A 16,156-nucleotide genomic window follows, 5' to 3' on the forward strand; every position below is an offset into this window, starting at 1 on the left:
TCTCCTTACACGCGCAATCAGAGGGCCATCATGTCCGAGACCGAAACACGCGATGACCACGACCTGACAGCCGAAGAACTGGCAGCCATCGAAGAACAGTTCGACGAAGGCGCCGCAGTACGTCAGGTTACACCGAACACGGCCAAGGTTCTGCGGGTTGTTGCCCTGTTATTCGCGTCCTATGAATTCTTCACCGCAGGTTTCGGCTTGCCGGCGGACCACTGGCACATGGGCATTTATCTGGCCCTGTTATTCATACTGGTTTACGCGACCATTCCGATTGTCGGGGCCAAAAACCTATATGCGCTCAAAATCAGCAGGTTTCGTATCGGGAACGTCCCGCTTTATGACCTGGTATTCATGGCATTTGGCATCGTTGCGGCGCTTTACGTTGGATTTGCCTGGCGCGGTATTCCCTTTCTCGGGATCGAGGAACAGACTTTTCGTATGGGTAATCCCAACAATTACGATGTCTTTCTTGGCGTGGTTATCATTCTGCTGGTACTTGACATCGCCCGTCGCACGCTGGGTTGGGTGCTGCCGCTGATTATCTGCGTATTCATCTCTTACGCTCTGCTTGGTCCTTATTTTCCCGGTTTGTTGCAGCATCCCGGTGTAAATTTCAAAACCTTCGTGTCGTCGATGTACTTTCCGCAGGAAGGCATCTATGGCGTCACGCTTTGGGTCGTTTCGACCATAGTCTTCCATTTCGTTTTGTTTGGTGTGATCGCGCAGCGCACCGGGTTGGGACAGTTGTTTATCGACAATGCCACCATTCTGGCGGGTCGCTATACAGGTGGCCCGGCCAAGGTGTCGGTCGTTTCATCGGCATTCTTTGGAACGATCTCGGGGTCTTCGGTCGCCAACACGGTTTCAACCGGAGCGCTAACCATCCCGAACATGAAACGCCTGGGTTATCCGGGCCATTTCGCGGGCGGGGTCGAGGCCGCTTCCTCGGCGGGCGGCCAGATCACCCCGCCCATCATGGGAGCCGCGGCCTTTATCATGGCCGAGTTCCTGGAGGTGCCTTACACCACTATTGTCATTGCCGCGATCTTCCCGGCGCTTCTTCACTACGTCGGTGTCTTTGCAGTTGTGCATCTGATGGCGCGCAAGCTGAACCTGAAGGGTCTGACGAAAGAGCAATTACCGCAGCTTAAAGCTGTCTGGGCTGAAGGTTGGGCCAATATCGTGCCCCTGATTGGCCTGCTGGTGGTGCTGTTTACCGGTTACACGCCATTCATGTCGGCCTTCTGCGGCATATCGCTGGCGGTGATCGCGGGTATGTCGCGTATCAAGCAGCCACCAACGCTGATTTACGCGGCGGCGTTTCTGGCCTTTGTGTTGTGGAAATTCTCGGATGGCGGGTTCGACCTGACAATGACCGCGATACTCTGCGCGCTGTCTGTGACAGCCACACTGAACCCACAAAAACGTATCGAAGTACCCGAGATGCTGGCTGCTGTCGAACTGGGCGTAAAATACTCGCTGGCGGTGGGTGCCGCTGCCGCCGCTGTCGGTATTGTTGTGGGTGTGATCAACACCACCGGTATCGGCTTTCGTATCGGATTTATGGTCACGCAAGGGGCAGGCAATCTGGCGACGGATCTTTATAATATGATCTCGTTCGGCAGCTTCCAGCTGTTTGCAATTGAAGACCTGCAACTGTTCATCTCCCTGATCTTCATCGCTGTCGTCTGCATTTTGATGGGGGCGGGTATTCCGACCACCGCGCTTTACATCATGCTGGTTTCTGTCGCGCAGCCCGCGCTGGCCCAGTTGGGTGTTCCGCCCATCGCAAGCCACCTGTTCGTGCTTTACTACGGTGTGGTATCCGAAATTACACCTCCGGTCTGTACCTCGGCTTATGCGGCAGCTGCGATCGCCAACTCAAATCCGTTCCGCACCGGGCTGTCCGCGTTTACGCTCGGGTTGGGCAAGGTGATAGCGCCGATGGCATTCGTCTATGCGCCGGTTTTGTTGTTCGTGTCCTCCACAGGGTTTGATTTTTGGGAATTCACATATACTGCGGCAAGCTGCATAGCGGGGGTCATCGCTCTGTCCGCGGCGGTCGTCGGCTATTGGCTGCAACCGCTCAACGTATTTTCTCGTATTCTGATGGCCTTTGCCGGGATCATCTTCGTGGCACCCACGTTAACGGCTGACCTGATCGCGCTGGCAGTGGCGTCACCCGTGATCGTTGCGCAGTTGATCGCCCGTACCCGAACTCAAGCAACGGCCTGACATGTCTGAACGTGTTACCATAATTGGCGCCGGGATCGTCGGCATCTGCTGCGCGCTGTCATTGCAGGAACGTGGCAAAACCGTGCGGTTGATTGACCGGGGAGAGCCCGGGCAGGAGACCTCATTCGGTAATGCCGGTGTCGTCTCGCCATGGTCAGTGATCCCCCAAGCGGTTCCCGGTATCTGGAAGGCAATCCCCCGGATGCTGCTGGACCCCAAAAGCGCCCTGTCCGTCAGGGCCTCGTTCTGGCCGAGGATGGTCCCTTGGGGCATGAGGTTTTTGAGGGCATCTGATGAACGATCGGTCCGCCGAATCTCGGATGCGATGGAGCTTCTTTGCAGACCGTCGATAGAGTTGTATCGACGTCACTTGCAGAACACTGGTTATGAAGACCTGATTGTCGATTCCAACTACATCCATGCTTTCCGCCACCCGAATCAAGCTGACCTGAAGGCGCTGGGATATCTGATCCGACAGGAGAAAGGTGGGCAACTCGAGAGGATCGACGGCCCAGAGTTGCGCCGAATTGAACCCGCTCTATCCGAGGATTTCGAAGCAGCGATCCTTATCAAAGGTCAGGCACGGATTACATCACCCGGTCAGGTTGGCGCGGTTCTGGCAGAAAAAGCGCGCCAACAAGGCGCTGAGTTTATTCGGGCCGAAGTTCGAAAACTGAACCGTACCGACGAGGGGCGGTGGCACCTGACAACCCAGACCGATACGCTTCAGGCTGATACAGTCATATTGGCTGCAGGTGTGTGGTCTGCCGAGCTTTTGAAACCTTTGGGTCTGTCTGTGCCGCTGGCTGCTGAACGCGGGTACCATGTTCAGTTCCCCGCACCTTTGGCGAGCCTTCAGAATTCGGTCATGGATGTGGATGCCAAAGTGGTTGCCAGTTCGATGCAGGGCGGGCTGCGTGTGGCAGGCACCGCCGAGTTTGCGCGTGTAGATGCCCCGCCCGATCCACGAAAACAGGCGTTACTGACGCGACAAGCCAAGGCAATGATACCGGATCTTAATACCGCCGACACGCAATTCTGGATGGGGCGCCGCCCATCGTTTCCAGACAGCTTGCCTGCCATCGGGCCGATTGACGGACATCAGGGATTGTTCAGCGCTTTCGGTCATTCCCACTATGGCCTGATGATGGCGCCTAAAACCGGAGAGCTTGTGGCCGATCTGGTAGCTGGACAGCGTCTGAACATCAGTCTGGACCCATTTGCCTTGTCGCGGTTTTAAAACACGCGAAGCGACTTCTCGAGAAGGATCACAACGTCATGCCGATCTACCCAGGTGGACAGAATATCTGCGGGGCATCCATCGGAGTTTTGTGCCTGGAAAGCTATTTCCCCAAACCTCCGGGCCATATCAAAAACCCATCGAGTCTTCCGTTCCCGGTGCTGTATGAGATGATTGAAGGCGTCACAGTACCAAAGCTGCTGAACAACCCGACACCAGAGTTGCTGGAGCCCTTCATCAAAGGCGCGCAGAGGCTTGAATCCGAAGGTGTGCGGGCCATCACTGGCAGTTGCGGGTTTCTTGCATTGTTCCAGAAAGAGCTGGCCGAAGCCGTGTCCGTGCCCGTTTTTGCCTCAAGCCTGATTCAGGTGCCGCTGGCTTATTACATGACCGGTGCCAGTGCACCGGTAGGAGTGATAACCGCCGATTCCTCGGCGCTGACGCAACGCCATTTCGATGGGGTTGGGGCAGGAGATATCCCCGTAGCTGTGCAGGGTCTTGAGAACACGACCGAGTTCGCCGAAGTCATCCTGCGCAATACGCGCACCCGAATGGATACCGATCTGATTGAGGCTGAAGTTCTGAATGCTGTACGCAAACTGAAACGCGATACACCGGAAATCCGTTCGCTGGTACTGGAATGCACCGATCTACCGCCTTACGCGGCCTCAATTCAGAAGGAATTGAGCCTGCCGGTTTATGATCTGGTGACCTTGGCACATATGGCCCATTCGGTAAGCACGCTTAGCCCGTATCGCGGACTTATGCCGTGGGTTTGATGTGGACACTGCCTGGCGTGCTGACTTGATGAACAGCCAAACTGAAACGGCCTGACTGCGGAGTGAACCAAGGGTCTTCCCCTTGCCGAAACGGCTGGTTAAGAAGTTCTTCCACCGTCGCTTCAGGAGGCACCATTGGACCGTATCGCCCGCACTATCGCCACCGAGATTAAGGCACGTTCCGAGCAGGTCGGTGCCGCGATCAAGCTACTGGACGAAGGAGCAACCGTGCCTTTTGTCGCCCGATACCGGAAAGAAGCAACCGGAGGATTGGACGACACCCAATTGCGCCTGCTGTCTGAGCGGCTGACTTATCTGCGCGAGCTTGAAGCGCGGCGTGAAACCATTCTGAACTCGATCAAGGATCAGGGCAAACTGACCGACGATCTGAGTAAATCCATTGCGCGCGCGGAAACCAAAGCGCAGTTGGAAGACATTTATCTGCCGTATAAGCCAAAACGGCGCACCAAGGCGATGATTGCACGCGAAAATGGGCTTGAACCTTTGGTTGACGCTATTCTGGCGGACCGCAACTGCGACCCTGAAATATTAGCCGCGGCGTACCTCACCGAGGCGGTAACAACGACCCGGGATGCTTTGAACGGTGCGCGGGATATTTTGACCGAGCGGTTGACAGAAAACGCCGCTCTGCTGGGCGAATTGCGCAGTTTCATGCAGCACGAGGCTCTGCTCAGCGCAAAGGTCATAGAAGGCAAGGAAAAGGACGGCGCCAAGTTCAGTGACTACTTTGACCATTCCGAATTGTGGGCGGACGTGCCGTCACATCGGGCATTGGCGATGCTGCGGGCATCCAAAGAGGGCATCGTCACGCTGGATATCGCGCCTGAACCGGAGTTTGGTGCCGCGCGGGCCGAGACGATTGTCGCCGCCCATCTACAGACACGTGGCACTGGGCTAGCAGACGTGTGGTTGCGCAAAGTCGCGGGCTGGACTTGGCGGGTGAAACTTTCGCTGTCCATGATGGTCGAACTGATGGCTGACCTGCGCAGCCGGGCGCAAGACGAAGCCATTCAGGTCTTCTCGCGAAACCTCAAGGATCTGCTGTTTGCCGCACCGGCAGGTGCCAAGGCGACCTTGGGTCTGGATCCGGGCATTCGTACGGGCGTAAAGGCTGCTGTTGTTGATGCGACCGGCAAGGTTGTCGCCACCGACACCTTGTACCCGTTTCAGCCGAAGAATGATCTGCGAGGTGCACAGGCCAGTATCCTCAATCTGATATCAGCTCATCGGATCGAACTGATCGCAATCGGGAACGGGACGGCCAGCCGTGAAACCGAAAGGTTGGTTGCAGACACTCTTGCACTTCTACCCAAGACGGTGAAAGCACCAACAAAAGTGGTGGTGTCAGAAGCTGGCGCTTCGGTTTATTCCGCATCTGAACTGGCTGCGCGCGAATTTCCTGATCTGGATGTCTCGCTACGTGGCGCGGTCTCGATTGCGCGCCGATTGCAGGACCCCTTGGCCGAGCTGGTTAAAATCGAACCGAAATCCATTGGTGTTGGCCAGTATCAGCATGATGTGGATCAGCATCGCCTGTCACAGTCGCTGGATTCCGCGATCGAGGATGTGGTGAATGCTGTCGGGGTTGATCTGAACACCGCATCTGCCCCTTTGCTGTCACGCGTGTCTGGTCTGGGTCCGGCGCAGGCCGAAGCGATTGTCACCCACCGTGACCTGAATGGGCCCTTCCTATCGCGGAAGGATTTGCTGTCCGTCGCCCGCCTTGGACCACGTGCGTTCGAACAATGCGCCGGTTTCCTGCGCATCAGGGACGGTTCAGAGCCTTTAGACGCGTCTTCAGTGCACCCCGAAGCCTATGACATTGCGCGCCGGGTCGTTGCCGCCTGCGGTCGCGATATCCGTCACATCATGGGCCATGATGGCGCGTTAAAGGGGTTGCGGGCGGAACAATTTGTAACTCAGGATTTCGGCCTGCCGACGGTTCGGGACATCTTTGCCGAACTTGAAAAGCCCGGACGCGACCCCAGACCCAGTTTTGTCTCCGCATCTTTCACCGATGGCATCGAAGAAATCACCGATCTGAAACCCGGAATGGTTTTGGAAGGCACAGTCACCAACGTCGCCGCTTTCGGCGCTTTTGTGGATATCGGCGTGCATCAGGATGGGCTGGTTCATGTCAGCCAGCTGGCGGACCGGTTTGTCAAAGATCCGCATGACGTGGTTAAAACCGGGCAGGTGGTTAAAGTACGTGTCGTCGATGTTGATGTCGCGAGAAAACGCATTGGGTTGACCATGCGAAAACAAGGGGGTGGAGGAAACCGTCGCGGAGGATGAAGTGAACTTTGCTTCGGAACCCGTGTTTGACAGCGTCAGCTTAGTGCCTTGCACGTGTTCCAATCCATGATTACGACTAGGTTGGCAGGAATGAAGGTGATGTTGGCACCCCGGAAAAAAATGGGCTGAACGATCTTTTCTTCCATGGAGATTTGCAAAGACCAGGGTTTGTAGCGGTTGGCTGGCTCGTAGTCTTGGGTAATGTCTTAAACTCAACCTTGTACCAGAGCGGATCAGTAAACCTTAGGAACTTCACCTTTTCGCAAACCAGAGGATATGCATGACACATGTCGTGACCCTGAATGCCGGATCGTCTTCGATGAAGTTCGGCCTGTTCGAACTGACAGAAGACGATCCAGTCATGGTGTGCACCGGTGTGGTCGAACGGATCGGTGAGCCTGAGCCAATCGTCAAGGCGCGGTCATCTGGCGGTGGAGTTCTGGCGAATGGCACGGCAGGAGATATTCACGATCACGCCGCCGCCCTGGACTGGGTACTGAACCTGTTGTCACGGGCCTTCCCCAGTTGCGAGGTCACCGCGGTTGGGCACCGTATTGTTCACGGCGGACCTGAGATCGATACGCCTTTGCCGTTGACCGCCGCTGCTTTGGAGGAGTTGGACAAGCTCTCTCCGTATGCACCTCTGCACCAGCCGCACAACCTGGCTGGCGTCAAGGCAGCTATGGAACGTTTTCCAAATGCTGCCCAGATTGCCTGTTTCGACACAGCCTTTCATCGCAACCACCCTTGGGAGAACGACGTATTCGCCCTGCCGCGCGAGTATTACGACAAAGGCGTCCGACGCTATGGTTTTCACGGGCTTAGTTATGAATACATCTCAGACCATTTGGCCAAAACCGCGCCGCTTTTGCACGCGGGGCGGGTTGTGGTTGCGCATCTGGGCAACGGTGCGTCGATGTGTGCCATGATCGGGGGGCGATCCGTCGGTTCGACCATGGGGTTTTCGTCGTTGGACGGTCTGCCGATGGGATCCCGTTGCGGTCAGCTTGATCCCGGTGTTTTGTTGTATCTGATGGATCAGGAAGGGTTGAGCGCCTCAGAGATTTCCGACCTTCTGTTTCGCAAATCAGGGTTGCTGGGTCTTTCGGGACTTTCAAGCGACATGCGCACTCTTGAAAAAGCAGATACCCGCGAAAGCCGACAGGCCATTAGCTATTTCACGTTCCGCATCCGCCGCGAACTTGGGGCAATGGCCGCAATATTGGGCGGTATTGATGCCTTGATCTTCACAGGTGGTATCGGAGAAAACTCGCGCCTTGTACGCGACAGGGTATGTTCCGGAATGGGCTGGCTGGGGATTGAACTGGATCCCGATGCCAACGCGGACAATGATCGGATCATCTCGACAGACCTGTCCCGAGTGGTCGCCATGGTTATCCCGACAAATGAAGAGCTGGTTATTGCCCGTGCGGCCGCCGATCTGTTGGCAAATCGATCCCATCGGAAAAGCGCTTAACCCGGCTGGTACGTCCAGCGATATGAGGGTGGGGTCGGCCCTTTGTTGCGACCACCTTGCTGCATCTGCTCCCAGGCATGTGCCAGAATACCCACTGATCGGGACAGGCAGAAAAGGCCGCGCGCCAATGGTGGCGCAAACCCAAGCTCGGCATAAATAACTGCGGTTGCGCCATCGATGTTCATCGGGACGGGTTTACCCTTACGCCGCGCAATTTCTGCCTCGATCTGCTGCGCAATGCGCATGAATTGCCCATCGCAAGCACCGGTTTTCACCGCTTCGGCGACCAAGTCCATCAGGCACGGAGCACGGGGGTCTGTAGGCGCGTGAAACCTGTGCCCAAAACCCGGAAGTATCTTTCCGTGGCTTTCGATCCACGCATCGATTGCCTGCTCCAAAGCGCCAGGGTAGTGGCCCACAAAATGGTAGAGTTCCACGGCCTGCTCGCCGGCCCCTCCATGAATGTCGCCCAACATGTTCACCGCGCTTGCCATCGCGTTGTTGAGGGGCAGGCCACATGTAACCGCCATGCGCGCGGTCGCAATCGATGGGGCCTGAGGACCGTGGTCGACTGCCGCGACCAGCGCGGCTTCGAACAATTTGGCCTGCGCTTTTGATGGGCGGTCTCCACGTACCATAAACCAGATCATTTCCGCGAAACCAAGACGTCCGATCAGGTTTTGAATCGGCTCTCCGCGCAGGTCTATCCGGCCAGGTTCCATATCGATGATGGATGTTGCCCACCAATCTGCCACATCGCTCATATGATCCCCTCTCTGCTTAGCGCGTCGATTTCCGCGTCGGTCAATCCGATTTCGGACCACACCGCTTTGTTGTCGGCCCCAAGCTTTGGTGGTGCGATTTGCGGCATTCGCCGGATGCCATCCATTACGACGGGACTGCCTGCAAGCTGCATCTGTTCGCCGTGAACCTGTAAAGAGCCAATCAGACCGCGATCGGAAAGTTGCGGGTCTGCAAGGGCTTCGGGCACGGTCAAAACTTGTCCGGCTGGTACTCCCAATGCATTTAGTGCACTCACCCATTCGGACGCAGCCTTCGTTCTTAGGGTTCGTTCCAGTTCTGAGCGTAAGGCGTGGCGGTTTCTTTTGCGGTCTTCACGCGTTGCGTAGTCGGGGTTGTTCAGCAGGTCATCCCGCCCCAGATAGCGGGCAAGTGCCTGCCATTGCTCGTCCCGATTGGCCGCGATGTTGATCGGGCTGTCCAGCGTGGCAAACGTACCTGAGGGGGCCGAGGTTGTGTTCTCATTCCCATGCGCTCCGGGCGTTACCCCACCCACCAGAAAATTTGATACAACCCAGCCCATTGTCGAAATAACGGCTTCGGACATCGCAACATCCAGATAGGTGCCGCGTGGGTTGGCGTTCAATGCCGCCGAGACTGCAAAGGCAGCCGTCATCCCCCCGACCGTGTCCGCCAACGGATAGCCGACACGATACGGTGCCGTGTCGGGGGCGCCGGTGATTGACATCACACCGCTGATACCCTGCACAATCTGGTCGTAAGCCGGATCATCGCGCCGGGGGCCATCCTGCCCGAACCCGCTGATGGCGCAATAGATCAGGTTGGGATTAACGTTGCGCAGAACTTCATAACCAAGACCAAGACGATCCATTACTCCGGGCCGGAAGTTTTCCACCAGAACATCAGCTGACTGGACAAGGCGTTTCAGCAGCGCCTTGCCCTTTTCCGATTTCATGTCCAGCGTGACAGACTTTTTCCCGGCATTCTGCGCCAGAAAACTGATCCCCATCCCCGCCTTGTTTCTGGCAGGATCAGCACCCAGAACACGAGCAAGGTCGCCACCATCAGGGCGTTCGACCTTGATCACGTCGGCACCCATCAATGCCAGTTGGTAACAGCAATACGGACCCGCGAGGACATTGGTCAGATCGAGAACCCGTATTCCCGCCAGCGGATCAGTCACCTTCGGCAACCCCTTCCGACCTGGCCTGTGCACGGCGCGCGCGGTAGCTGGGTAGGAGCACCAGAAGCGCCGCGATAACCAGCAGACCCAGCGTCATCGGGCGCTCCCATATAAAGGCGATGCCATCATACAGCTGCATGGACCGCGAGAAGTTATCTTCCATCATGCCGCCGAGGATGAAACCGATCAGCAGTGGTGCCAATGGGTAATCAGCGAATTTCAACGCCGTTGCGCATACCCCAAAACCCACCAGTATCAGCAGTTCGGTTGCATTGTTCTGTCCGATATAGGCCCCCATCAGAGTAAAGAACAAAATAAAGGGGATCAGATAGTTGCGCGGCACCGAGAGAACTTTGGCAATGTAGGGAATCAGCGGCAGATTAAGGATCAGAAGCACCAGGTTGCCAATGAACATGGACATGATGACCGCCCAAAAGATCTGCGGGTCGTCCAGCATAAGGCGTGGGCCCGGTGTCACATTCAGAGCAATCAATGCCCCAAGCAGGATTGCCGTCGTTCCCGATCCGGGAATGCCCAGGGTCAGCAGCGGCACGAACGAGCCTGTACAGGCGGCGTTGTTCGCCGTTTCAGGCGCGGCCAGCCCTTTGATCGACCCTTTGCCGAATTCGTCCTGCTCGGCTTTTGGGGCGATGTTACGCTCGACCGCGTAGCCCAGAAAGCTGGCAATCGTTGCGCCCGCACCCGGCAGAACGCCGATGAAAAACCCCTGTATAGACTGGCGGCCAATCACTGGTGCAATGGCTTTGGCTTCCTCCCTGCTTATGCGCAGGTCCTTGATTTCGCCTTCTTCCCCCTTAAGGTCCTTGGGTTTGAGGACAAGAAACAGCGCCTCGGGTAACGCGAACATGGCCATTGCAAGTGTGATAAAGCCAAAGCCTGACTGCAAATCCATGATGCCCATGGTGAAACGAGGCATATTGAACAGTACGCCTTCACCGACGGTGGCCATAATCAATCCAAGGATTGTCATTATGATAGCCTTGGCAACCTGACCTGTTCCCGCAAAGGCTGCAATGGCCGACAAGCCGACAACCATCAGCGCGAAATACTCGGCTGAATGGAAAAGCAACGCAACAGAGGACAGGGCAGGGGCGAAGATCATCAAAAGCAATGCGCCTAACGTACCGCCTGCAAAACTTGCGATTGCTGCAATGGTCAGGGCTTTGCCCGCTTTGCCCTGACGGGCCATCGGGTAGCCGTCAAAGCTGGAGGCGACGGTACCCGCGACCCCCGGCGCATTCAGCAGAATAGAAGAGGTCGAACCACCAAAAATTGCGCCATAATACACGCCGGCCAGCAGGATTAGCGCAGCGGACGGGTCACCCATGGAAATTGCCACCGGGATCATGATGGCGATGATCGACATCGGGCCCAGACCCGGAAGCATTCCGATGAATGTGCCAATCAGACAGCCCGCGACGACCATCAGCAGATTTTGCAGTGAGAATGCCGTTTGCAGGCCAATCAGAAGTCCTTCAAGCATGTCAGCCTCCGAAAATGCCGGGCAAAGGGCGCATGTAGATGCCAAGGACCTCCTGAACCAGATACCAGACCGTACCGGTGGCGATCAGGGCTACGGGCAGCATGATATGCCATTTTCGTTCACCCAAGATAAAAGACCCAAAGATGAGGAAGGCCGAAGTTGAGATCAGGAACCCTACGGGGCGCAGGCACAACGCGTAGACGACCATCAGAACCAGTAACATGATCGCCTGACCAAGATGGTAATCGCCCAACCGCCGATAGTCGATTTCAGGTTCGCTGGGTTCAGCCTTTTCAAAGCCCAGCAGAATGATCGTGGTAGTGGCTATCCCCAGAATAGACAGCACTTTGGGGAAAGTGCTTGGCCATATGGGATTTCTTTGCATGAAAGGGGGCAGGCTACTGTCCATCGTGAACCAAGCGGCGTAGCCATACGTTAAACAAACACCCAGAAGAATGAGCGCGATCCAGCGATCCAGCGCCATGGGACCCCCTCCTTTTTTCGTCGTCAGGGTTGGCAGAGCGGGTTACCGCTCTGCCCAAGTTGGATTCAGAGGAAGCCCAGCTTCTTCATCAGATCACCAATCTGTTGTTCTTGCTGCTCAAGAAATGACCGGAAATCATCGCCCGAGTTGTGGATGTTCACCCAACCGTTGCGTGCACGAACCTCTTCCCATTCAGGGGTGTCGTACATCTTTGCAATCGCGGCTTGGTAAGCTGCAAGCTTGTCTTCAGGCAGACCTGGGGCCGCAAAGAAGCCACGCCAGTTCACAAAGGTGGTGTCGATGCCCTGTTCTTTCATGGTCATCGCGTCTGGAGCGGCGTCAACACGATCTGCCGATGTGACGCCAATGATCTTGACTTCACCTGCGTTGGCCAGATCGACGGCTTCCGAAAAACCAGTGGACAGCGCTGCGATCTCACCGGACAGAAGGGCAGCCATGGCTTTGCCACCCGCATCATACGGAATGTATTTCACGCCAAGCGCATCCTTCCCAGCCGCTTCCATCACCATGGCTGCAACCAGGTGGTCCATGCCACCGGGGACCGAGCCACCGCCGATGGCCGTGTTGCCCGGGTCGGCGTCGAAGGCAGCCAGCAGATCACTCATAGAGTTGATGGGGCTGTCTTTGCCGACAACAATGGCTGCGTAATCACCGATCGTACCCGACACCAGCGTCAGGTCGCGGAAGTTGTGAGGGAACACGCCAGTCAACGAACGGATCACGATTGGCGTGGAGTTTACCATCAATGTCCCGTGGTTGCTGTCGGCGTTTTCAATCAGATAGCCGATGGCTTTGCCGCCACCACCGCCTGACATGTTTTCATAAGACGCGGTGCCCACAAGACCGGCGTTCGTCAGCGCTTCGCCGGTGCCGCGGGCGGTACCGTCCCAACCACCACCGGCGCCGCCGGGGATCAGAAAGTGGATGCTGTCCACTACCTGGTCTTCAGCCAGAACAGGTCCTGCAAGACCTACTGCAGCTACAGCTGCGATAAGGGCGCGACGGCCCAGTGCGAATGTTGTCATGATGTCCTCCCATTTGACAACGGGCCGCATGGCGGCTCAGATTGGGAAGAACAAAAACACACCAACCTGACATCAACCTGTCACGCGCGAGAATAGTATAAAAGCCCGATGAAATTTCTGCTTGTCGAAGACAATCTAGACCTCGCAAACGCAATCAGTTCCCGCATGAGGTTAGACGGGCATGTGGTTGATAACGCGTCTACATTAGGTGATGCAACTGCCTTCGTTGAAACTCAGGAATACGATCTGATCCTGCTGGATATCATGCTGCCGGATGGGGACGGTCGCGATTTCCTCAAGCGGCATCGCGCGAGCCATTTGGACACGCCGGTGATCGTTTTGACGGCCCGCAGTCAGGTTTCGGATCGAATCGGCTCGCTTGATCTTGGTGCTGACGATTATGTCACCAAACCGTTTGATCATGCCGAGCTGGAAGCGCGCTGCCGCGCAGTTCTGCGTCGCAAATCCGGGAATACGAAGACAACGATAGAAGTCGGCGGCATCGTATTCGATCCCCTGGCTGGCCATCTGACCGTGGGTGACGAGACCGTGTCGCTGCGCAATCGTGAACTGCGCCTGTTGGAATTGTTCATCAGCGCACCTGGTCAGGTTTTTTCGAAGCAAAAACTAACGGACCGGCTGTTTTCTTATGATGATGATGTCTCTGATAACGCGATCGAAGTTTATGTGGGCCGTTTGCGCAAGCATCTGGAACCCTCGGACCTGAAGATCACCACGCTTCGTGGGTTGGGATACAGACTTGACCATGCCTCCTGATCCCAATGTGTCAGGATCGCTGCGGAACAGGCTGGTTCTGACACTGATCGGCGGCGCGGCCATACTTGCGTTCCTGCTGTTTGTCGCAGTCCGAAACTATGCTGCGCAGGTCGCGCAACAGGGGCAAGACAACATACTTGGTGCATCAGTGGCCTCAATCCTCGATGCGGCCGCTTTGCGGGAAGGGGAGCTGGAGGTCGATATCCCATATGCCGCCTTCGCGATGCTAAGCACCCCTGCGGACGACCGGATCTTCTATTCTATTTTTCAGGACGGCACGTTTCTTTCCGGATACGAGGATTTTCCACCGACCATTGGACCGCGTGACGGAAAGTCGCTTTTCAGTTCCAGTCAGATTCGCGGTGAAACCATTCGTCAGGTCAGCGCCAGCCGGACTTTGGTGGGATTGGATAAGCAAACCGAACTGGTGGTCGCGCTGGGGCAGACACAAGACGCGTTGGCCGAAACTCTGGACCAGATTTCGCGCAATGCAGCGATTCTGGGCGTAGGGTTCTTTGCCCTTGCTGCCGCTCTTTCCTTCTGGGCGACGTCCTCGACCATCGGGCAGTTGAATAGATTGACAACCTCTGTCACCCGCCGTGGGCCGCAGGATCTGAGCCCGTTCAAAAAGCCGGTACCCCGCGAAATGGCCCCCTTGGTTGCTTCGCTGAACTCATTGATGGGTCGGCTTGATCAGTCACTCAGCCAGTCAGAAGACTTTATTGCCGAGGCGGCCCACCGTGTTCGCACCCCTCTTGCTACGGTCAGGTCCTATGCTGACGCCACTTTACAAAGGGTTGAAAAAGAAGAAAACCGCGAGGCGCTGCGCTCGATGGTGCGTGCCATTGACGAAAGCTCTCGTGCAGCAGGACAGCTGTTGGATCATGCGATGATCACGTTCCGGGCTGACCATCTTGAGCGGGAAGACATTGACCTGAACGCTTTGGTCAGTGACCTTGTGCAACGCCTGACACCAATTGCCGAGATGAAGGACTTGTCGTTGTCGCTTTGTGGCGACCCACAGGTCATGTATTCAGGTGACCCCATCCTCATTCAAAACGCCGTGCGCAACATGATTGACAACGCACTTAAATATGCTCCGGCCGACAGTTCTGTTCGCATCGAAGTCACGTCGGAGCCACGGGCTCAAATCCGGGTAAAAGACCGTGGCCCGGGGTTTCCCTTAAACGAAATTGACACTCTCACGCGTCGGTTTGAACGGGGTAAGAACGCAAGTGGTACCATTGGGTCCGGTTTGGGCCTGACCATCGCGCAGGACGTTGCAACAGCGCATGGTGGAGCGCTTGACTTGTCCAACAGGCAGGGAGGTGGCGCATGCGTTACATTATCGCTTTAGTCATCCTTTGGATTCCTGCCGTCACACTGGCGCAAGTCTGGGAGGATCGGCAAGTATTCAACGCCGAAGCAGACGAGGCTCATATTCGGGTCATCTCAAGCACCGATACGTTTTTGTTTGAGCCTATGATTTCCAGCTTTATCAAGGAAAACCCTGACGTTTCTGTCGAGTATTTGGTGACGGGTACTGCCGACATCGATCGGATCGTGCGCACCGCACCGGAAGATTTCGATATTGTCATTTCCAGCGCCATGGACCTGCAACTGAAACTGGCCAATGACGGTTATGGACGCGTGATAGATGACATATCCCTGCCGTCCTGGGCGCAGTGGCATCGCAGTCTTTTCGCCTTCACGTTCGAGCCCGCGACCATCGTGATTAACCGTGCCGCCTTTTCCGATGCGCCTGTCCCAGAGACCCGACAGCAATTGATTGAAGCCCTTCGAATGCGACCGGACAGTTTTCGGGGCCGGGTGGGAACTTATGACATCCGTCAGTCCGGTCTAGGGTATCTGTTTGCGACGCAGGATGCCCGTGCGTCAGAAACGTTCTGGCGTCTGATGGAAGTCATGGGCGGGTTGGATGTGCGTCTGTACTGCTGTTCCGGCGACATGATTGATGATCTTGTCAAAGGTGAGATCGCCGTAGCCTATAATGTACTTGGCAGCTATGCGGATGCGCGCGCCGGGCACAAGGATACGCTTGAGGTTATCCTGCCGTCGGATTTTCAGACGACCATGATGCGCACGGTGATGGTTCTTGAAGGTACACCCGTACCCGAATTTGCCGCGTCTTTTGTTCGTCACCTTGTATCAAAGCAATCCACGCAGTCAGGTGGGGGCCACACCCTCCCGCCTTTGGCACCTTTTGACACGGACGAAGAACGTGAAACGATCGGGCTTGATCCAGCGCTGTTGACGTTTTTGGACAGATTAAAACGCCGCCGTTTTCTGGCCGAATGGGAAAGCGCAGTTATCCAGAGATAGC

The 16,156-nt window shown here is 56.2% G+C and carries 13 protein-coding genes; 8 read left to right on the plus strand and 5 right to left on the minus strand.

Features of this window, described 5'->3' with window-relative positions; translation table 11 throughout:
- Positions 1-30 precede the first annotated feature (30 nt).
- From ACR0EK_RS15300 to ACR0EK_RS15320, 5 genes are all read left to right on the plus strand, one after another.
- Positions 31-2,244: a TRAP transporter permease gene (locus tag ACR0EK_RS15300; RefSeq protein ID WP_480774228.1), complete on the plus strand. Its 2,214-nt coding sequence runs from the start codon at positions 31-33 to the stop codon at positions 2,242-2,244.
- A 1-nt stretch (position 2,245) separates the two neighbouring features.
- Positions 2,246-3,484 (plus strand): NAD(P)/FAD-dependent oxidoreductase, encoded by a 1,239-nt coding sequence (locus ACR0EK_RS15305; RefSeq protein WP_480774229.1) that lies wholly within the window; start codon positions 2,246-2,248, stop codon positions 3,482-3,484.
- Positions 3,485-3,522: 38 nt separating this feature from the next.
- Complete coding sequence (locus tag ACR0EK_RS15310) at positions 3,523-4,263, plus strand: aspartate/glutamate racemase family protein (protein WP_480967919.1); 741 nt, start codon at positions 3,523-3,525, stop codon at positions 4,261-4,263.
- A gap of 135 nt (positions 4,264-4,398) precedes the next feature.
- Positions 4,399-6,579, plus strand: coding sequence for a Tex family protein (locus tag ACR0EK_RS15315; RefSeq protein WP_480488684.1), 2,181 nt, complete (start codon positions 4,399-4,401; stop codon positions 6,577-6,579).
- Between the two features lie 280 nt (positions 6,580-6,859).
- Positions 6,860-8,056: an acetate/propionate family kinase gene (locus ACR0EK_RS15320; protein WP_480484341.1), complete on the plus strand. Its 1,197-nt coding sequence runs from the start codon at positions 6,860-6,862 to the stop codon at positions 8,054-8,056.
- Here ACR0EK_RS15320 and ACR0EK_RS15325 read toward each other — a convergent pair.
- From ACR0EK_RS15325 to ACR0EK_RS15345, 5 genes are all read right to left on the minus strand, one after another.
- Positions 8,053-8,820 (minus strand): citryl-CoA lyase, encoded by a 768-nt coding sequence (locus tag ACR0EK_RS15325; RefSeq protein ID WP_480900579.1) that lies wholly within the window; start codon positions 8,818-8,820, stop codon positions 8,053-8,055. The genes ACR0EK_RS15320 and ACR0EK_RS15325 overlap by 4 nt on opposite strands.
- A complete protein-coding gene (locus tag ACR0EK_RS15330; RefSeq protein WP_480900581.1) occupies positions 8,817-10,001 on the minus strand; it encodes a CaiB/BaiF CoA transferase family protein in 1,185 nt (394 codons plus the stop codon). The genes ACR0EK_RS15325 and ACR0EK_RS15330 overlap by 4 nt, the downstream gene beginning before the upstream one ends.
- Positions 9,994-11,505, minus strand: coding sequence for a tripartite tricarboxylate transporter permease (locus ACR0EK_RS15335; protein ID WP_480900583.1), 1,512 nt, complete (start codon positions 11,503-11,505; stop codon positions 9,994-9,996). Before ACR0EK_RS15335 ends, ACR0EK_RS15330 begins: the two co-directional genes overlap by 8 nt.
- A gap of 1 nt (position 11,506) precedes the next feature.
- Positions 11,507-11,989: a tripartite tricarboxylate transporter TctB family protein gene (locus tag ACR0EK_RS15340; RefSeq protein WP_209597201.1), complete on the minus strand. Its 483-nt coding sequence runs from the start codon at positions 11,987-11,989 to the stop codon at positions 11,507-11,509.
- A 65-nt stretch (positions 11,990-12,054) separates the two neighbouring features.
- Positions 12,055-13,035, minus strand: coding sequence for a tripartite tricarboxylate transporter substrate binding protein (locus tag ACR0EK_RS15345; protein ID WP_267366074.1), 981 nt, complete (start codon positions 13,033-13,035; stop codon positions 12,055-12,057).
- 108 nt (positions 13,036-13,143) lie between these two features.
- Here ACR0EK_RS15345 and ACR0EK_RS15350 point away from each other — a divergent pair, with 108 nt between their 5' ends.
- The 3 genes from ACR0EK_RS15350 to ACR0EK_RS15360 are packed head-to-tail and all read left to right on the plus strand — an operon-like array spanning position 13,144 to position 16,155.
- Entirely contained in the window at positions 13,144-13,812 is a 669-nt protein-coding gene (locus ACR0EK_RS15350) for a response regulator transcription factor (protein WP_267366073.1), read from the plus strand.
- On the plus strand, positions 13,802-15,169 hold the full coding sequence (locus ACR0EK_RS15355) for a sensor histidine kinase (RefSeq protein WP_480588529.1): 1,368 nt from the start codon (positions 13,802-13,804) through the stop codon (positions 15,167-15,169). The genes ACR0EK_RS15350 and ACR0EK_RS15355 overlap by 11 nt, the downstream gene beginning before the upstream one ends.
- Positions 15,148-16,155 (plus strand): ABC transporter substrate-binding protein, encoded by a 1,008-nt coding sequence (locus ACR0EK_RS15360; RefSeq protein ID WP_480900585.1) that lies wholly within the window; start codon positions 15,148-15,150, stop codon positions 16,153-16,155. Before ACR0EK_RS15355 ends, ACR0EK_RS15360 begins: the two co-directional genes overlap by 22 nt.
- Position 16,156: the final 1 nt, after the last annotated feature.

It is taken from the genome of Ruegeria sp. AE4 (genome assembly GCF_056542185.1).